This window comes from Psychrobacter sp. FME6 (assembly GCF_014861365.1).
Taxonomy (GTDB): domain Bacteria; phylum Pseudomonadota; class Gammaproteobacteria; order Pseudomonadales; family Moraxellaceae; genus Psychrobacter.
Window position 1 is genome coordinate 1 of record NZ_RRYW01000020.1, and the last position, 19,851, is coordinate 19,851.

15 protein-coding genes and 3 tRNA genes are annotated in these 19,851 nt (G+C 43.8%); 3 read left to right on the forward strand and 15 right to left on the reverse strand.

What is annotated here, in order from left to right:
* The 6 genes from EI162_RS04585 to EI162_RS04610 all read right to left on the reverse strand — a co-directional run.
* Window positions 1-349 (reverse strand): helix-turn-helix domain-containing protein (locus tag EI162_RS04585; protein ID WP_192523111.1); only part of this gene is annotated, 349 nt, incomplete at its 3' end.
* Between the two features lie 252 nt (window positions 350-601).
* Window positions 602-677, reverse strand: a tRNA-Lys gene (locus EI162_RS04590).
* A gap of 175 nt (window positions 678-852) precedes the next feature.
* Window positions 853-928, reverse strand: a tRNA-Lys gene (locus EI162_RS04595).
* Window positions 929-1,103: 175 nt separating this feature from the next.
* Window positions 1,104-1,179, reverse strand: a tRNA-Lys gene (locus EI162_RS04600).
* Between the two features lie 284 nt (window positions 1,180-1,463).
* On the reverse strand, window positions 1,464-3,458 hold the full coding sequence (locus EI162_RS04605; protein WP_192523252.1) for a MacB family efflux pump subunit: 1,995 nt from the start codon (window positions 3,456-3,458) through the stop codon (window positions 1,464-1,466).
* A 104-nt stretch (window positions 3,459-3,562) separates the two neighbouring features.
* On the reverse strand, window positions 3,563-4,930 hold the full coding sequence (locus EI162_RS04610; RefSeq protein ID WP_192523253.1) for an efflux RND transporter periplasmic adaptor subunit: 1,368 nt from the start codon (window positions 4,928-4,930) through the stop codon (window positions 3,563-3,565).
* Window positions 4,931-5,213: 283 nt separating this feature from the next.
* Between EI162_RS04610 and EI162_RS04615 the strand changes: the two genes are divergently transcribed.
* Window positions 5,214-5,951 carry a LemA family protein gene (locus tag EI162_RS04615; protein ID WP_192523254.1) on the forward strand — a complete coding sequence of 246 codons (738 nt, stop codon included), beginning with the start codon at window positions 5,214-5,216 and terminating at the stop codon, window positions 5,949-5,951.
* 349 nt (window positions 5,952-6,300) lie between these two features.
* On the opposite strand, the gene EI162_RS04620 is transcribed toward EI162_RS04615, so the two are convergent.
* The 3 genes from EI162_RS04620 to leuS all read right to left on the reverse strand — a co-directional run bounded on the left by EI162_RS04620 (window position 6,301) and on the right by leuS (window position 10,946).
* Window positions 6,301-7,377 (reverse strand): DNA polymerase III subunit delta, encoded by a 1,077-nt coding sequence (locus EI162_RS04620; RefSeq protein ID WP_192523255.1) that lies wholly within the window; start codon window positions 7,375-7,377, stop codon window positions 6,301-6,303.
* A 64-nt stretch (window positions 7,378-7,441) separates the two neighbouring features.
* The gene (locus tag EI162_RS04625; protein ID WP_225735215.1) at window positions 7,442-8,185 is read right to left on the reverse strand and encodes a hypothetical protein; all 744 of its coding nucleotides are present in this window, start codon (window positions 8,183-8,185) and stop codon (window positions 7,442-7,444) included.
* Window positions 8,186-8,258: 73 nt separating this feature from the next.
* A complete protein-coding gene (gene leuS / locus EI162_RS04630; RefSeq protein ID WP_192523256.1) occupies window positions 8,259-10,946 on the reverse strand; it encodes a leucine--tRNA ligase in 2,688 nt (895 codons plus the stop codon).
* Window positions 10,947-11,089: 143 nt separating this feature from the next.
* On the opposite strand from leuS, the gene EI162_RS04635 reads away from it, so the two are divergent.
* On the forward strand, window positions 11,090-11,707 hold the full coding sequence (locus tag EI162_RS04635) for a hypothetical protein (protein WP_192523257.1): 618 nt from the start codon (window positions 11,090-11,092) through the stop codon (window positions 11,705-11,707).
* Window positions 11,708-11,743: 36 nt separating this feature from the next.
* Window positions 11,744-12,109, forward strand: coding sequence for an arsenate reductase (locus tag EI162_RS04640; RefSeq protein ID WP_192523258.1), 366 nt, complete (start codon window positions 11,744-11,746; stop codon window positions 12,107-12,109).
* A 14-nt stretch (window positions 12,110-12,123) separates the two neighbouring features.
* Here EI162_RS04640 and EI162_RS04645 read toward each other — a convergent pair whose 3' ends face one another.
* The 6 genes from EI162_RS04645 to EI162_RS04670 all read right to left on the reverse strand — a co-directional run bounded on the left by EI162_RS04645 (window position 12,124) and on the right by EI162_RS04670 (window position 19,620).
* Window positions 12,124-12,360, reverse strand: a complete 237-nt coding sequence (locus tag EI162_RS04645; RefSeq protein ID WP_192523259.1) for a hypothetical protein — start codon at window positions 12,358-12,360, stop codon at window positions 12,124-12,126.
* A gap of 18 nt (window positions 12,361-12,378) precedes the next feature.
* Window positions 12,379-13,290, reverse strand: coding sequence for an acetylglutamate kinase (gene argB / locus EI162_RS04650; RefSeq protein WP_192523260.1), 912 nt, complete (start codon window positions 13,288-13,290; stop codon window positions 12,379-12,381).
* Window positions 13,291-13,380: 90 nt separating this feature from the next.
* Window positions 13,381-15,180 (reverse strand): phosphomannomutase, encoded by a 1,800-nt coding sequence (locus EI162_RS04655; RefSeq protein ID WP_192523261.1) that lies wholly within the window; start codon window positions 15,178-15,180, stop codon window positions 13,381-13,383.
* 260 nt (window positions 15,181-15,440) lie between these two features.
* Complete coding sequence (dut, locus tag EI162_RS04660) at window positions 15,441-15,905, reverse strand: dUTP diphosphatase (protein ID WP_192523262.1); 465 nt, start codon at window positions 15,903-15,905, stop codon at window positions 15,441-15,443.
* A 113-nt stretch (window positions 15,906-16,018) separates the two neighbouring features.
* On the reverse strand, window positions 16,019-17,422 hold the full coding sequence (gene mgtE, locus EI162_RS04665; RefSeq protein ID WP_192523263.1) for a magnesium transporter: 1,404 nt from the start codon (window positions 17,420-17,422) through the stop codon (window positions 16,019-16,021).
* 164 nt (window positions 17,423-17,586) lie between these two features.
* Window positions 17,587-19,620 carry a UvrD-helicase domain-containing protein gene (locus EI162_RS04670; protein WP_192523264.1) on the reverse strand — a complete coding sequence of 678 codons (2,034 nt, stop codon included), beginning with the start codon at window positions 19,618-19,620 and terminating at the stop codon, window positions 17,587-17,589.
* Window positions 19,621-19,851: the final 231 nt, after the last annotated feature.

Sequence of the window (19,851 nt, forward strand, 5' to 3'; positions counted from 1 at the left end):
TGCCGCCTTGTCTCTTGTCCCTCCAGATATAGCGATAGATGCTCATGTGACTAATACCACCATGAACGCCGGCTATTTGTTCAGGACTCCAGCTGTCTTTTAGCTTATCTGTGACCCAATCCCATACGTCAGCGATGATGCTGGGCGCATTGTTTGACCGTCTGTCACAAGCCTTGTTATTAGCATTCTTTGCTCGGTAACCGCGCAGGCCTTTATTACGCCTAAGCTCTCTTGATATGGTGCTGGGACTTCTGTTTAACGCCCTCGCTATAAATTTAATACTATGTTTTGCCCCTTTAAGGGCATAAATCTGGTATCGTTCACCTAGGCTTAGATGTGTATAGTTCATGGTTGCAATCTCACTTTGGTCGGTGGATAAAAACTTTGATGCTAGCGCATCTAGGTCTTTTTTTCACCTCACATTTGGTATTGCACTTCATGTGTTAATCTAAGCTGATTAATATTCCGATATTATTTGCGCTATTTTCCTCGTTTGACTGCAATTTATCTCATTTTTATAACCATTTTTAAAGTGAGGACACACCCTAGAACAATAGGCGAAAAAAAGCCCAATCAAATAAATGACTGGGCTTTTCGAATATGGTGGACCGACCGCGACTCGAACGCGGGACCAATTGATTAAAAGTCAACTGCTCTACCAACTGAGCTATCGGTCCTGAAGAGCGTATAAAAAAAGCACTGCTTTTTTAGCTCTGCAAGAGAATTTTCCTTAAAGGGAAAATTCTAAAGACTCTGCGTTTAAATAAATTATTCATACACAAAATCTTTAAAACTAAAATTATCAAGCCAATGCCAAGTAGGCAAAATACTTAATAAGTGTACTACTAAATATGGTGGACCGACCGCGACTCGAACGCGGGACCAATTGATTAAAAGTCAACTGCTCTACCAACTGAGCTATCGGTCCTGAAGAGCGTATAAAAAAAGCACTGCTTTTTTAGCTCTGCAAGAGAATTTTCCTTAAAGGGAAAATTCTAAAGACTCTGCGTTTAAATAAATTATTCATACACAAAATCTTTAAAACTAAAATTATCAAGCCAATGCCAAGTAGGCAAAATACTTAATAAGTGTACTACTAAATATGGTGGACCGACCGCGACTCGAACGCGGGACCAATTGATTAAAAGTCAACTGCTCTACCAACTGAGCTATCGGTCCTAATGGTTTTCTTCAAGCCTGATTTCTTTATCTATTAAAGCTTCAATATCAAAAGAGGCAACAAACTTGTTTACCCGTTTAGATTATTTGTATCTCTAAACGTGAGAGCACATTATATATATAATTAAGACAATTACAACCCCGAATTATAAAAAAAGTGCAAATCCTACGTAATTAATCATAATCTTTTTAAATAGCAGCTTTATCTGGGGGTTTAGCTACTTAGATTGCTAGTTATTTTAGCCTTTAGCAGTGAAGTTTTCAATATCGTCATTAATAATCGTTTAATCTCTAGATAGCGCTTCTACTGGATCGAGTTTGGCAGCATTACGTGCCGGTAAAAAGCCGAAAACAACACCAATGAGCGTCGAGCAGATAAAGGCGGCAATAATAGAAGTTGATGAATAGATGACTTGAAAACTGTCACCACCGATCCGGTTAATCAGCTCGCCGATGGCAAACGCCATGCCAATACCCAAGAGTCCACCTAAGATGCAGACCAAAACGGCTTCGATAAGGAACTGCTGCATGATATCGCTTTGACGCGCGCCGACTGCCATACGGACGCCAATCTCATTGGTGCGCTCGGTTACTGATACCAGCATGATGTTCATGACCCCAATACCGCCAACAATTAACGAGATAATGGCGATGGATGAAATCAGCAAGGTCATAGCCGCTGTGGTCGACTCAATGGTTTGACGAATAGAGTCGGAGTTACGTATACGGAAGTCATCGGTACCATGACGGCTTTGCATAAGCTCAGAGATAGCTGATTCGGCAGCAGAGGAGGAGATATTGTTATCAATCAGTGCCACAAAGCTTTCGATATAAGCGCTACCTATCAGGCGTGACATCATGGTGGTGTAGGGCATATATAACGTTGGCGAGTCTGCACCTCTACGAAAGCCACTATCGTTTGGCTCTAATACGCCAATAACGCGCCCAGGAACGCTACCTATTAGCAATACCTCACCGATAGGATTGGCATTGTCAGGGAAAAAAGTCTTATTGGCATTGGCATCAATAATGATGTCTTGGGTACGGCGTAAAATGCTTTGTTCTTCAAAGCCTTGACCCATTGCCAATGTTTCACCGCTGACATCAAGATAGTCTTTACCAACGCCGCTAATACTGGCCGCTTCTTGAACATTACGATAGCGGACGTTCATATTGCTATTAAGCTGCGGGCTGACACTGACAACATAAGGCTGATCGGCGACTGCTTGCGCGTCTTGTGGGGTTAAATTATCATCATTGTATTGTCGTCTAGGATCGCCGTATGGGTAGCCGTCGGTGACGGTGATGGTATTGGTGCCAAGCGAGCTGATATTGGACAAAATCTGCGCTTGTGAGCCCTTACCCAGACCGACAACTGACACCACCGAGGCAATACCAATAATAATTCCTAACATCGTCAAGAGCGTGCGCATTTTATGGGCGCGCATTGCGAGTAATGACATTTTAAAGGCTTCAAATAGACGGTCGATAAAGCTGCTAAAGGCACTTTTACGGTGTTTATCTATTATAGGTGCCGGTTGTGGTTCTACTTGTTGATACTCTTCGTTTTTATAATCAGCAATGATATAACCATCTTTGATTTCAATCACACGCTCAGCTTGGGCGGCAAGGCTCGGGTCATGAGTAACCATGATAATGGTATGACCTTGCGCGTTTAAGTCTTTTAAGATTTGAACAACATCTTCGCCAGATTTACTATCCAGTGCCCCTGTTGGTTCGTCAGCTAAAATGATGTCACCACCATTCATCAGTGCCCTAGCAATAGAAACGCGTTGCTGTTGGCCGCCCGATAGTTGGCTTGGGCGATTATTTACTTTGTCCGCTAACCCTAGATCTGACAATAGCTTTTCGGCGCGATCACTACGCGCTTGTCCATCCATCCCTGCATAAACGGCAGGTACAGAGACGTTATCACGAGCGCTAATATCACCAAGCAGATGATAACGCTGAAAAATGAAACCAAAGTGCTCACGGCGTAGTTTAGCCAGCTCGTCCGCATCTAGACGGCTGACCGATTGACCATAGATTTGATAGTCCCCTGCTGTTGCTTGATCTAAACAACCCAAGATATTCATCAAGGTTGATTTGCCTGAGCCTGATTGGCCAATAATGGCGACCATTTCACCTTGATTGATGGTCAAGTTGATATCGTGCAATACGCGAATGGTCTGCTCGCCAGCTTGAAACTCTCTAATCAGTCCTTTAACTTCCATCAACGGCGTTACAGTGGCATTAGAAGTCGGGTCTTGGTTGCTCATTTGCTATCCTGCTTATCTCAAATCTCAAGTCATTATCAAAGCTAAAGCTGATGTTTTGCTCGCGTCGATTTTGTTTCAATTTATCTTCTATTAAATACTAAAAATTAAAACGGACGACCACCTCTACCGCCAGATTTATTAGGTCCTTCTTCACCTAATATGACCTCGTCGCCTTTTTTAAGACCACTTAAGATTTCAGCATTAACGCGGTTATTGATACCGACTTTGACTGTCTGCTCAACGACTTCGCCATCGGCTTTAAGGACGCGGACAGTGGCCATGGTGGCGTTAGAATCGCTATCAGGATTAGCGGCAGTATTATTATCAGCGTTAGACTCTTTTTTAGCACCTCGATTTCTATTGGATTTGGCAGGCTGTAGAGCAGCAGAGGGAATAAGCAGCGCGTCTTTTGCTTGATTGATAACGATATAAACTTGCGCGGTCATATCGATACGAAAGCGGCGCTCGGTATTGGGTACTTCGATATAACCGACATAATAGATGGCTGCATCGGTCGAGCTGGTGTCGCTAATCTTCTCAGGCGCAGGTTCAATGGCTTTAAGGGTTGCATCATATTTTTTATCAGGATTACCGATAATATTAAAATAAACCGGCAAGTCTGCTTTGACGTTAATGACATCGGCTTCTGAGATTTGCGCATTTATTCGCACAGTAGATAAATCTGCCAAGGTCACAATAGTTGGTGCGGTTTGATTGGCGTTAACCGTTGTACCTTGTTCAGTGGTAACCGATACCACTGTCCCTGACATCGGCGCGCGAATGGTGGTGTAGCTTAAATCTTCTTGCGCAGTACTGACGTTGGTTTGAGATTTACGTAATGCGGCCTGTTGGCTGTTGATGTTGGCTTCTGTCGTAGCAATGGCTGCCTTGGCGGTATCGATAGCCGCACGTGCGTTGGTGACCGCTGCTTTAGCGGTTTCTACCCGAGTCGCTTGCGTATCGTATTCCTGTTGCGAGATGGCGTCGATAGCGACCAGTGATTGCAGGCGAGTAAAGTCAGACTGCGCTTGTTTTAAATCCGACTGGCGGCTATTAAGGTCAGCATAGGCACTTTTTAAGCCTGCTTGCCGACTTAAGGATTCTGCTCGTGCGCTTTGTAGGGCAGCCTCACTTTGTTCAAGGCTGGCTTGCTCATTGCTTAGATTGTTCTTTTGGGTGACCTGATCAATCTGCGCAATCAAATCACCTTTTTGTACTTGATCACCGACGTCAACGAATAGCCGTGTCACTTCACCAGATACCTGTGCACCAACATCGACCGTATTCAGTGCTTTGACTTTACCAGAGGCCATGACGTTATTTTCTATATCGTCAATTTCAGCAGTTGCGGTTAGATAGTTAGGTGTGGTTTTTTTTGGTTTTAAAGTTTTGTAGGCTAGAGCCGCTAAAGCGACGACGACTAAGGCAATAATGCCCCATTTGATAGCAGACTTTTTGCTCATTTTGCGCATGACAACAATCCAATCACAATTAAATCAAGTATAGCTATAGTAGAGACTTCATGGGTAAAAGGGAATGGCAAATAGTTTAAGAAAGGTTAAGGGAATAGGCAAACCATTCTGTATTACTAATAGTTAATAAGAAATACTGTGGCAGTTTAGCTAGGCATATCATCAATTAGCGCCATTCAAAGATAGAACTTGGGTATAATATTACCCACGAAAAAGCTTCTATTTTTAGAATTTTGATTACTAAAAGTTTATATTATTATAAATCGGACAAGGTGTTTTTGATATGTGGTTAATTATTATCGTTGCAATTGTGGTTGCAATACTGATTTGGGTGGCAAAAACTTATAATAGATTGCAGACGGACATGCAATCCATTCGTGAACAACTTTCTAACTTACAAGCTGCCTTAAAAAAGCGTGTGGACTTGGCCAATCAAGTAATTGATATCGCTCAAGGTTATGGTGAGCATGAGAAGTTAGCACATTTAGCTGTGAGTAAAGGCAATCAAGCCATGGATTCTATGAAAGCCTTAAGCCAAGCGTTTCCAGACCTAAAAGCCAATCAAACCTATCAAACGCTGATGGGTCAACTTGAAAATTTGGAAGAAACGATTTTGCAGCGCCGTGAGCGTTATAATGCCAGCGTGCGTAATTACAATAGCTATCGAAATAGTGTACCCACCATCTTTATCGCGCAAAAGTTATCATTTTCTATCGCCCCTTATTATGAGTTAGAAGATCCAGATTTCATGGAAAAAATAAAACTTTTTGAGCGTGACGATTCAGAAGCTTTGCAACAGCTTATCGAAAATAGTGGCAAATCTGTCAGTAATACCATCCAAAGCTCTAAAACTAAGCTGCAAGAGCAATTGGTGGATATTCAAAATAGTAAACAAGACAATAAATCTGTGGCTGCTAATGCCGTAAATAATGAGGGTTTGCAAGGTCAGGATGATAATTCTCAGTCTTCTAAGACTGACGCTGCAACTATAGAAAAGCCAGATGAAGAAAGCATTAAATAAGCTGGTTTTAAGTAAGTTAGGGCGTGTCCTCAATCTGAGCATTAAACTTTAAATGGGCTAAAAATAGCTAAATCTTTGCCAAACTGCGTCAAATAGCTGGTTCATATCTCGATATTAACTGTACTATTTTCCTTGTTTAGCTACGATTTATTTCATTTTTATCACCATTTTCAAAATGAGGACACGCCCTAGTAGTGTTGCTGTTCAAAGGTGGTGCGGTGTTTTAATACCAGCACCACTTTTTTATGGTTATTATTTAAATGAAGGTGGTTTTTTATAAGCCAGTATTTTCAATGAAGATCGGCTTTAAATAGTATGGCTTTAAATGGCAAAAGTCGAAGCTTAGCTGTTAATTTGTAGCAAACAGTCTTTGCCCTGATAGTTCTAATGATGCCTGTAATAACAGCTCCCACGCTGGCTGGCGAATAAGCCCTTTGATGGCTTGGTCACAGCGATAAAGTAGGGCGGGCCATTCGGCAGTCTGGGCTGGTGACTGACGGCGGCACGCTTGTTGGTACAAGCCTTGTTTGCTGCGCCAAATACCGAGGGCTTGCGGGTCTTGTCCATCCATCAATTGCATAATTTGACGCATGTCTTTACTGATTGCCCACAGTACTAAGGTGGTTGGCTCGTCGGTGGCTTTGAGCTGAAACATGATTTTGGCAACTTGTGCACTATTACCAGCAAGCATCGCATCTGATAAATCAAATACGCTAAATTGGGCATCACTGACCAATGCTGCTTGTAAGTCTTTGATATCCAATGCGACGTTGGTAAAAGGCTTGTTAGGATGGCCGCCTTCTTGAGGGGTATTGTCACTATTTGCCATCAACTGCGGCGCAAATAAATACGACAGCCGCCATAAGGTTTGATAAGCACTTAATAAATGATGCTCAGTATGTGACATCAGTAGCTGCCAAGCGTCTTGAGACAGCTTTAGGCCAAATTGCTGGGCTTGTATCTGCAATAACTGCTGGCGCTGCTGTTCGTTATATAGATTGCAGTCAATGACGTGCCCATATTGAGTAAATGGCGCAAACCATTTACTGCTCTGAGCGCGTTTGTCTTGCTTTGGGGTGAGCCATAATAGACTGTGACTGTGCGCCCCTGTTTGTGCATCCTGAGCAAAGCGTTCTAGCTCGGTGATGACTGCCTTATCGGGTTTATGGTTGCCCGTGACGATGAGTGCGCTGGCATCATCAAATAAAGACTGGCTGCCCAGCTCTGATAGCACTTCTTGCCAGCTTTTAACTGATATGAGTTCGATGCGCTTGATCGCATAATTCTGTTCGCGCCAATGCGGGCGCATGGCATCGATAAGCCATTGGCTGAGTAATGGCTCGTCACCATGTGCCAGCCACAAGCCAGCTACTGCAACGGAGGGTTGCAGTAGCTTCGGATAGGCTTTTATAAAGGTATCTTGCATAGGTTATGAGTACACAGATGGATGGACGTAAATATATAATATGAAAGGGGTTGCGCCTTGTTACCTAAGGAGTTGGCACGACAACCGTGGTTGATGCTGAGCCATCACCGATTTGTACAGGTTTTTTGACCCCAGTCGAGCTGACTTTAGGTAGAGAAATGGCAACATATTGATCGGTGATACGGCGTGCCAAACTGTCATAGAGCCAGTCACGAATTTGATCGCCTTGCTGATCATCGGTGCTGACCGATGCTTCATTGTATTGATAGCTGCGCTCGACTCGGATAGGGTTGCTTAGCGTAACTGGTTTGCCATTATCGGTGGTTTGATAACTGACATCAGCTGATAGCACCAAGCGGATTTCTGTCAAAACACCGACCAGCTCATAACGCTTAAAACGCACGTTATTAATAGTGATGGCAGAAATTTTTGTCGCGTCCACTTGTTTATTATTACTAGCAACGTCAGCCGCGGTCATATTATCAATGGCATCGACGCCTAATATTTCTAGGCGTCTGGTTAATGGTAGCTTAAGCGGAAAGGAAGTGCGATTGTCCTCGATAATCACCGCTGTTTTGGCGACATCAAGCAGCATTGGCGCATCATAGCCACGTAGCTGAAAGCCGCAACCACTCAGACCAGCAGTTGCTCCTAGCACTGCAAACATTGGCAGTGCAGCAAATAATACCGCCGCTAGCTTTTTTCTACCAGCCAGTTTTTCCGCACCAGATTTAGAGTGTTTGGCAGAAGTGTTTTTATTGCTTAAGCGGGTTTGAGACGACGGTGCTGCTCGATGTTTATACGACATAATCGTTATCCTGATATTATAAGAAGGCTCAGAGTACTAACCAAAGTAATAAAAGTCACTGAGCCTAAAAAATCTAGCCTGCAACCACGATGTTAACCAGTTTATTAGGAACGACGATTTCTTTTTTGATGTCGCCAGTCAAGAATTTTGCCACACCATCAATCGCGCGCGCTTGCGCTTTTAGCTGTTCTGGATCGCTATTTGGTGCTACATCCATTTTGCCACGCATTTTACCGTTGACCTGTACCACCATGGTGATCGTATCCTGTACGAGTGCGCTCTCGTCGACGACAGGGTAGTCTAGGGTGACCGTATCAAGCCCTAACTGTTCAAGCAAATGCTCACCAACGTGCGGGGCATATACCGATAGCATAATAAGCAGGTCAATCAAAGCTTCATGTTGTACTTGTAGGTCTTGCTCATTGCTTGCTTTAAAATTACTCAGCTCGTTAGCCAGCTCCATTAGGCTAGAGACAGGCGTATTGAGTGCCAAACGGTCGCCTAAGTCTTTATCAATTTTAGCGATGGTTTCATGGGTCTTACGGCGTAGTGCTTTTGCTTCTTTGCTTAAGCCGTCCGTATTTAATGCTTCATTATTGAGTGTCTCAAGGCTCAAGTTCGCTGTGGTTAGTGCTTGCTTGTGCTCAGTTGCCACACGCCAGACTTTTTTCACGAAGTTATATGGGCCTTTTAGCGCATCATCCGACCATTCTAGGGTTTGATCAGCAGGTGCGGTAAAGAGCGTATAAAGGCGAACGGTATCAGCGCCATACTTATCAATGGTTATCTGTGGATCAACGCCGTTGTTTTTTGACTTGGACATTTTTTCAATTTTGCCAATGGTCACGGGCTGACCGTCTGATTTTAAGAGGGCCTTAATCGGCTGACCGCGCTCGTTGTAATCAATATCGATATCTTCGGTAAAGTAGTAAGTCGTACTGCCGTCGGCATTGACGCGGTAGAAAGTGCCAGCAAGCACCATGCCTTGGGTCATCAAGTTGGCAAATGGCTCATCACCTGATACCAAGTTTTCATCACGCATGAGTTTGTGAAAGAAGCGTGCATACAGTAGATGCATGACCGCGTGCTCGACACCGCCTACGTATTGATCGACAGGCAGCCATTTATTGGCAGCAGATTTGTTGACCATGTTTTGTGCATCGTTTGGACTGGCAAAACGGGCGTAGTACCAGCTTGACTCGACAAAGGTATCAAACGTATCGGTTTCGCGCTCAGCTGGGTTACCACATTTTGGACAAGTCGTATTGACAAACTCTGGGATGTTTTTTAGAGGATTGCCGCGACCATCAGGGACAACGTCAGTTGGTAGAACGACTGGTAGATTTTGCTCTTCGACAGGTACGGTGCCGCAATGCTCACAGTTGACCATCGGAATAGGGCAGCCCCAATAGCGCTGGCGAGAGACGCCCCAATCACGGAGACGGTATTGGATTTTTTTCTTCGCCAATTTTTGTGGTTCAAGTTTGGCCAGCATCGCTGTAAACGCTTGCTCAAAATCTAACCCGTCAAATTCGCCTGAATTGACCAAGGTATTGCGCTCGGTATAAGCATGGTTGCTTTCAATGTTATTGGCTTTGGCGTTCGCGTCTACCTCATCAAAATAACCAGTGGGAATATCAATGACTTGCTTAATCGGTAAATTGTACTTGGTCGCAAACTCATAATCACGCTCATCGTGTGCAGGTACGGCCATCACCGCGCCTGAACCATAACTCATCAGCACATAGTTGGCGACCCAAACTGGCACTTCTTCGCCCGTTAACGGATGGGTGACGGTAAGACCAGTATCCATACCGATTTTTTCAGCTTTGGCGAGATCTGCTTCGGCGACTGAGCCTTTTTTACACAGCGCACAAAATTGAGCAATCACGTCGTCTTGTTCAGAAGCATATTGTGCTAGCGGGTGCTCTGCGGCAACGGCGACATAAGTAACGCCCATCAAGGTATCAGGGCGCGTCGTAAACACATCCAAGGTATTGCTTTCGCCAGCAATCTCATAAGGAAAATGCACTTCCATACCGGCACTACGACCAATCCAGTTACGCTGCATGGTGATGACTTCAGCCGGCCAATGGCCTTCTAGTTGATCCAAGTCGTCCAATAGCTCGTCGGCGTAATCGGTGATGTTAAAGTAATACATTGGGATGTCGCGTTTTTCAACCGCCGCGCCACTACGCCAGCCCTTACCATCGATGACTTGCTCGTTTGCTAAAACAGTATTATCGACGGGATCCCAGTTGACCGTCGCCAGCTTTTTATAGACCAAGCCTTTTTTGTATAACTGTAAAAATAACCACTGCTCCCACTGGTAATACTCAGGGCTACAAGTGGCAAACTCGCGTGACCAGTCAATTGATAAGCCGAGCAATTTTAGCTGTGCTCGCATGTTATCAATATTTTCAAATGTCCATTTAGCAGGCGGCGTTTGATTGGCAATGGCGGCGTTTTCTGCGGGCAGGCCAAAACCATCCCAGCCCATTGGTTGCATGACCTCATAGCCTTTTAAACGGTAATAACGGCTCAGGACATCAGAGATGGTATAGTTACGCACGTGACCCATGTGCAACTTGCCGCTAGGATACGGGAACATAGACAGCATATAGCGGCTCGGTTTATCGCTTGGCTCATTATCAACTTCGAAACGCTTGTCAGTCGCCCATTTGGCTTGCTGCGTCGCTTCTATCGCTTGTGGGTTATAATGGTTGTTTTCTGCTTGGTCAGATGTCACAGTATTGCTCATAGTTGGCTCGAGATTGAATATTTTAATAAGAAATTAGATACGCTAGAATAGCGCAAATTGGCAAAAAATGCGATGGGGCAAGGTAATAATAGAGCAGTATTGAATAGTATATAAACACTTATAGACTTACAGTAAGGCTAGGCATGCAAAAACTAAAAAAAGGGCAAGTGTTAAAATACCCCATTGATTTATATTTATCGAACAAACACATGCTGTCGATTTTGGCTTTAGGTTTGTTGATTTTTCCGCTGTATTATTATGGGTTACCCATCGCAAAAGATGAAGGTTGGTTTTTCATTATAGTGATGTGGTTATCAATAATTTTGATAGCTGTTGCAGTATTTACGGTATTATTTGCCTTTATTACTGGTAAGCCCGTTTTTCAAATTACGGATAAAGGGTTAACAATACTACAAGTCTTGCGCCGACCACAACAGAGATATTTGTTATGGCAGGATATTGAGTGTATAGGCATAGGTCGTCGAGTCATCAAGCGCCACGAAATTTGGCTGTTAGTGATTCAACCTAAACAAGGCAAAACCATACAATATCCCATAAGGTCTATGAGGTATAAAGATGCCATCTTGAATGAATTGGAAATTGTCTATCTAGTGCAACTTGCCTCTGAAGGCCGTTCCGCTATACATTATGAGCCTATAGAAATGGAGAGAATGAAACTAATTACCCCAAAAGGGAAGTGGCTATTATTAGCCTTGGTTGTTCTTTGTATAGCTTTCTATCTGTTTTTTATTATTAAGTAAAAGTACGCTATAAATATAACTTCTTAAGGATTAACTATGACCATCACCATTTACGGTATTAAATCATGCAGCACCATGAAAAAGGCATTTACTAAGCTTGATGAGCTAGGCGTCAGCTATGATTTTCATGACTATAAAAAGCAGGGTATTGATAAAGATAGTATTCAGCGCTGGGTAAACGAGTTAGGGATAGATAAAGTCCTAAACAAGCGAGGCACTACATGGCGCAAGCTGACCGACGAGCAGAAGCAAGCGGCAGATGCCAGCGTAGATACTGCCATTGATTTACTTGTCGAAAATACCAGTATGATTAAGCGCCCTATTATTGAAGGTAGGTATCATGATAAGTCCGTCTTACTGTGCGGTTATGATGAAGCGCAGCTAGAGACCGTTTTTGGTTAAAAAATACGCCTGAGCTAATAATAAAATCTAAGCTCAGGCTTTATCGCACCAACGATAAACCAAATCACGCTAAAGCACCAAATAATGAGTACATAAAGACGAATTTGCTCCGCTGTCCAATCGAGCGCAAACCATTCAATCATAAAGAACGACTTCCAGCCCTCTATCCAGCGCGCGCCGCCATAGCCAATAATCCACCAGCAATATAAGCTCTCTAAAATAAACAGCAGGCACCACAGCCATAGTGGCATGATTGACTCCTCAGAAACCTAAGGCATGGCCGCATCAATATCGCGACTGATCAAAGTACCAACCCCTTCGTTGGTAAAAATTTCTAACAGCGTGGCATGAGGCACACGACCGTCAACAATAACCGCACTTTTAACCCCACTACGAACCGCATTTAGAGCGCACTGAATCTTAGGAATCATACCGCCCGAGATGGTACCATCTTCAATCAAGCTGTCGACTTTCTTTGGCGTCAGACCAGTCACCACTTCGCCATCACGGCCCAATACGCCTTTGATATTGGTCAATAGCATGAGCTTTTCCGCTTGCAAGAATTCAGCCACTTTACCCGCGACCAAGTCGGCATTGATGTTATAGCTATTGCCTTCGCTATCAACCCCAAGTGGGGCGATAACAGGGATAAAGTCGGAGGCAATAAGCATGTTAATCACGTCCTTATTGACACTAACCACATCACCGACAAAGCCTAAATCGACTGGTACCGCGATACCATCTGCGCCAATTTTTTCCATCATTAGTTTTTTGGCTAAGATTAAATTGGCATCTTTACCAGTCAAGCCGATGGCACGGCCGCCATGCTTATTGATTAAGCTAACGATCGATTTGTTGACGCTACCGCCCAAGACCATCTCGACGATATCCATGGTGCTTTTGTCAGTAACGCGCATCCCGTCGATACGGTCAGATTGACGACCCAGTTCTTTTAGCAGGTTATCCACTTGTGGACCACCGCCGTGGACCACGACAGGGTGCATGCCCACGGTTTTTAATAACACAATGTCGCGGGCAAACGAGCTTTCAAGCTCAGGGTCGGTCATGGCGTTACCGCCGTATTTAACCACGATGAGTTTATCGACAAAGCGTTGAATATAAGGTAGCGCCGTGGTTAATACTTCAGCGGTAATTTTGGCGTCGTCCAAATTAAGCGTCATTACAAGCTCCTAAAATAAGGTTTTTAATGGTTGGTTATCTACTAAATGATTAATTAATTAATAGCTTCTTTTATTCTTTGTTAGCAACAGCTACTCAGGAACAATGGTCATAATCTGCGCTGCTAATGTCGCATCAAATGGGCGACATAGAATGGCGAATCTTGTTTGAATATCTCTCAAGTCCTCTAGACTATCGCCAGCAAATCGGGCCGTTAGGTTGTGACTGGTATTTGACTGCCGCAATACCCCAAAGCCGTGGGCAAAATCCAAACGCACACCATCGATACAGCTAAGTTTGGTGCCGATAGGCAATAAATCTTGCGCTTGTTCTAAGGTTATAGAATGTTTTTTTGTAGAACAATTACACAGCGACGACGCACAGGCAGTGCTGGTTTGTGAGTCGGATTGAGTAGGGGGTACGGACGTCGCATTTATTAAGTGCTGTAAATACTGACAGAATCTCGCCAGCTTCTCGATGATTGAACAGTCATTTACAAGCGTCTCTGGAAGCGGTAAATAATGATCAGCTGTACTGACGATGACTGGCAAACTATGAATAATCTTGGCTAGGTTTGTCTTAATATTAAGACTACTCATAGGATGTGCTAACCAGTGTAGCAGTCTTAGTGCCGCATACATGGCGTCATCATAAAGAATAAAGCGATTATCATTAAAGATAAAATGACCAGATAACTCACCAGCAAATATGATTTGATTATTTGATTGTTGTAAACGTCGACGTATTAGACTGCTACCCGTTTGACTCATCACCGCTGTCGCGCCAAGCTCGGCGATTAATTTTGGTAAATGGTGACAGCATTTAATATCAAACAATACCTGAGTATCTGATAATGAGGTGGTTAAAGACTGAGGGCGATCCTTTACGGCGACGCTTGCCAACAGATAAAGCAGGTGATCGGGCGTAACCACTTTGCCATTATTATCGACAACCATCAGCCTGTCGCCATCACCATCGAAGGCGATGCCTATGTCTGCTTGATGATCAAGTACACTCTGCTGTAATTGTTTAAGACGAAGCGGTTCAGTAGGGTCGGGATTACCAGAGGGGAAATGTCCATCAGGGGTATCGTGGAGCATGATAACTTGTTGGCAAAAATGTGCAAATAAAGGCTGGGCGATATGACTGGTCGCCCCGTGCATACAGTCGATAACAACTGTTAAATCAAGTTTGGATAATAGTTGTTGGCTGTCTTTTGAGTTCTGATAGGGATGTTGGTGTGGGTTATCGTGCTGATAGAGCTGCCCAAATACTTGCACAATGGCATCCGTATAAGCACTGCTTACTTGCTCGGTAGGTAAGTTAATCGGCTTATTACTAATGGGTGCGTCAAAGGTTTTTGACGGATTTTTTTGCACATTACGGATAGCCAGTTTTTGATACAATGTTTGAATGTCTTCGCTACTAGGAGAGGCGTGATTGACCAACCATTTAACCCCTAAAATATCTTTAGCGGAATGGCTGGCGGTTACGATAATGCCATGGCCTTGATAGTGCTCGGCCCAAAAAACCATCATGGGAGTGGTAATTAACCCCAATTGGATAATTTGTAAGCCCTGCCGAGTCAAGATATTAGCAAGAGTGTGGGCAATATTATCACTACCGCAGCGCACATCATAACCAATCACAACGGTGTTCTGTTTGATATGACTATTTTGCTTAATGCTTTTATTTGGCTGGTTAATTATTGCAAGGTTATCTGCTGACTCGTCGTTTTTATTATGATAGCCGTGAGAAAGATAGTCTTGCACATCATAAAGGTGAGCAAACGCCCGCCCCAATGCTTGAGTAAAGTCAGCGGTGAAATGCTGGCGCGAACCACGAATATCATAAGCACGAAATAAGGATTGCTGCGCAGCAAAAGACGGCATCGCTTACTCTCCTTATTGTCGTAATTGATATGGTTGTCGTTAATAAAAGCCAATGGCTGATGATAGTCAGTTCAAAATAAAAGCGATACGATTATAGTAGAGTAACTAGTAACGTGCTATTGCTATAATTTTTTCTTGCTTGCTGTTCGCAGGTGTGACAGAGGCGGCAAAAAAATTTATAGCCAATAGCACTGTATCGTTTTTAAAATGAATCTACTATATGATTATTTATACAGTTTATAGCGACTGAAAATCAGTGGCTATTGACGACCCGAATGTCCAAAACCACCGGCACCGCGTGCGCTGGTATCACTAAACTCTGTCACCACTTCAAACTCAGGGCGGGCAACGGGTACGACCACATATTGTGCCATGCGCTCTGCTGGATTCAATACAAAATCTTCATTGCTACGGTTCCAAATACTGACCATCAGCTCGCCTTGATAGTCGGCGTCAATCAGCCCAACTAAGTTGCCCAAAACGATACCGTGCTTATGACCAAGACCTGAGCGCGGTAAAATCATCCCCGCATAATTGGGATCTTGAATATAAACGGCAAGACCAGTGCCAATTAAATGCGTTGCACCTGCTTTAATAGTCAAAGGCTCATCAATACAAGCACGCAAATCAATACCAGCGCTGCCATCGGTGGCACGCGTGGGTAGAGAAAACGCTTTATCTTCAGTAATTTTAGGGTTTAACACTTTAACTTGTACAGCTTGCATAACGCACTCACTTAACGATTGGAAGGTTTTATAAATCGAATTTCTAATAGGTAATTTATTGCTAATTCTATTGCTAATTCTATTGCTAGTCTTATGGCTAACATTGGTACGCTCTAGAGTATCAGCACACTGGCGAGGCCCAAGAATGACATAAAGCCGACAATATCCGTTACCGTCGTTAGGATAACGGAGGCGGATAGGGCAGGGTCGATGTTCATGCGTTTTAGCATCAGCGGTATACTAATTCCCGAGACGTTGGCGGCAGTCATATTAATGGCAATCGCCAAACCAATAACTGTACTAATTTTAATATCATGAAACCACAATTGGGCAATAAACGCCATGATTATCGCCCATATGATACCGTTTATCGCCCCGACCCACAGCTCTTTATTTAATAACCATAAGCGGTTAGAGCCACCAATTTGACCCATCGCCATACCGCGGATGACGACGGTCAGTGTCTGCGAGCCGGCGATACCGCCCATACTGGCAACCACTGGCATGAGTATCGCTAAGGCCACTACTTTTGCTAACACTGCCTCAAACTGACCAATCACAGCCGCCGCTAACAGAGCTGTACATAAATTAATACCGAGCCAAATACTACGACTTTTGGCACTGGTCAAGATGGGTGCAAAAAGCTCTTCATCTTGGCTGACACCAGCGAGGTTTTTCATGGTGCTATCGACATCGTCTTGGATAATTTCCATGATGTCCTCACCATTTAATTGACCGACCAACTCTCCATGGCTATTAATCACTGGTGCAAAACGGATGTCTTCTGAGCGGAAAATCGCCGCGGCATCTTGAATATCTAAGCGGTCATTAATAGTGATGGCGGTATGAATCAATTCTGAGACTAAGGTGTTTTGGTCGTGTTTAATCAAATCAACCAAACTCAACAGGCCAAGTAGCTGCTGGCTTTGATCGACGACCAACAGCTCTTGGCTCTCATTATCGAGTAACTCATCATTCTCTCGTAGCCAATGCTGTACTTCTGTAAGCGTGATGTTGTCTCTGATTTGAATAAGATCAGGATCCATATAGCGACCAACTTCCAAGTCGGCATAGGTATCAAGCTTATTGACCTGAATCCGAATATCTTCGTCCAAGGTTGCCATTACCGAGGTACGCACGCTGTCAGTAACGGTATCTAAAATCTCAGAGATGTCTTGCGCATCAAGGTCTTGGGTAAAAAGCGATATCTCTTTAGATGAGATATTTTCCATCAGTGGCTGGCGGGTATCAAATTCTAGCTCAGCAAGCACTTCACCTTTAATTTTTTCTGGTACTTGTGCCCAAATTAATAAACGATTTTGGGTGGGGAATGACTCTAATAAGTTGGCAATCTCATATTCTGACTGTTTTTCTAAAAACTCAGTAATGGCTTTATAGGCTTTATCAGCGACCAATTGTTGCAAGTAAAGCAGCTTATACTCAGCACTAAATTCAGCTGGATTATAGTCTCCTTGCCGTGTCAACGAGCGTTCTGGGTTTGGCGTAGGAGTGGACATCAGTGTTCCAAGTTTTTTTAACAGTTAAATAGCAGTAATGACTAGAGACTGCAAAACTTATGTTTTAAACCAAAGTATTCCAGTCCCGCTGTATCGTTTTTATACTAAACTCACTATATATGCTGTAACTTCATATGCTGTAACTTCAAGCATGGATGCTAAAATTAGCGGTTGCCCAATAACGCTCGGATATTGGCCAAATACTCATCAGCGACTTTTTCAGGGTCTTTAGTGGCTTTTTTCTTCTTCGCCTTGGCTGGCCAGTCGATATGATCTTCTGGCAGCTCATCCAAAAATCTTGACTCAGAAGTGACGCGCATTTGACCACCAGCGCGGCGCTGGGTTGCTAGGGTCAATGTCAGTTCACGACGGGCGCGGGTAATACCCACGTACATCAAGCGCCGCTCTTCTTCGATTGTCTCGCTCAGGATAGAGTTGCGATGCGGTAGCATTTCTTCCTCAAGCCCCATGATATAAACGAAATCAAACTCTAGGCCTTTTGCGGCGTGTAAGGTCATCAAGTTGACTTTATTGGTATTCTCTTCTTCTTGTTGCTGCTCGAGCATATCCAGCAACACCAGCTTGCGAATAATGGTGTCGATGGTTCGATCTTCGTCATTTTCCGCACGATTAATCAACGACTGAATGCTGGTATAAAGCATATCGATATTATCGATGCGGTTTTTTTCTTGTTGCGGTGTTTTAGAGTCGCTGCGCACAAAATCAATATAACCGGTCTCGTCGATCATTTGGCGCACGATAGGCACAGGATCAGGATGCTGGTCGAGCTCACGAGTATAATGCTCGATAAACTCACCAAACTCTTTTATCGTGCCATAAGCTTTGGATGGCAACACATGGGTCAGACCAGCGTGGGTACAGGAGGCCAATAACGATATACTGTGCTCTTGGGCAAATAACCCCAGCTTTTCTAGTGTTGCTGGTCCCATACCGCGTTTGGGTGTGTTGATAATACGCAAAAAAGCACTGTCGTCTTCTGGGTTTAAAATCAAACGCAAATAACCCATGATGTCTTTAATTTCACTACGAGCAAAGAACGATTGACCGCCAGATAATTTATAAGGCACTTGCAGTTGACGCAGTTGCGCCTCTAGCATCCTTGCTTGAAAGTTACTGCGGTAAAGGACAGCATATTGTTCCCATTCATTACCAAAGCGCAGCTTATGAGTGACAATCTCTTTGGCGACGCGCTCGGACTCATCGTCGTCATTACGGCAATTGATAATGCGGATTTTTTCGCCTTGACCTTTATCTGACCAGAGTTTCTTTTCAAATAAATGCTCGTTGTTAGTAATAACCGCGTTGGCAGAAGTCAAAATACGCGTGGTCGAGCGGTAATTTTGCTCTAACATAACGATTTTTAACTTGGGGAAGTCTTCTTTGAGTAGCCCCATGTTTTCAGGCTTTGCCCCGCGCCAGGCATAGATAGACTGGTCATCATCACCAACGACGGTAAAGCGCCCTTGTGGTCCGACCAAGTGCTTAATCATTTCATACTGGGCGGTGTTGGTGTCTTGATACTCATCGACGAGTAAGTAGCGAATACGGTTTTGCCACTTATCGCGTAGCTCTCTGTTTTCGCGCAATATCTTCGTCGGCAGGACAATCAAATCATCAAAATCGACCGCATTATAAGCACGCAAATTGCGCTCATATAAAGCATATAATGTGGCAAAAATCATGTCTTCTGGATCATCTAAGGTTTCCATCGCCTGATCGGGCTCAATCAAATCGTTTTTCCAATCAGAAATCATCTTGATGGCCTTACCAACCAGCTCACGACTTTCGGCGCCGCTTAGGTTGTCGCGCATCATTAACTCCATTAATAGACGTTTGCTATCGTCACTGTCCATGATGGAGAAGTTGCCTTTAAGCGGGGTATGAATCAGCTCATAACGTAAAAACTGTAACCCAAATTGGTGAAAGGTCGACACGGTCAGACCGCGCATTTTTTCACTCGGTAGCAACTTACTGACACGGGCTTTCATCTCACGCGCGGCTTTATTGGTAAAAGTCACAGCGGTGATGCGTTCCGCTGGCATGTTGCATTCTTCAATTAGGTAAGCAATTTTGCGCGTAATAACCGATGTCTTACCGGAACCTGCGCCTGCTAACACCAGCAGTGGGCCTGATACGTAGAGCATCGCTTCTTGTTGTTTGGGATTAAGTTGACTCATAACGTGACCTGTAAGACAAAAGCAAAAAAGAGGATAGAGCGGATAGCTGTAACGCTAAATGAATGTTGCGCGAATGATGACACTGAACAACGCATCGATATTTTTAATAAAGACAATCAAATATTAAAGGTAACAAGATGTGTGATTTATTGGCCATAAATCATCGAAATTAGGTAGGCTATTATAAAGCAAAAACCGGTACTTTGGGTGAGGAGTTGGCAAATGAAAAAG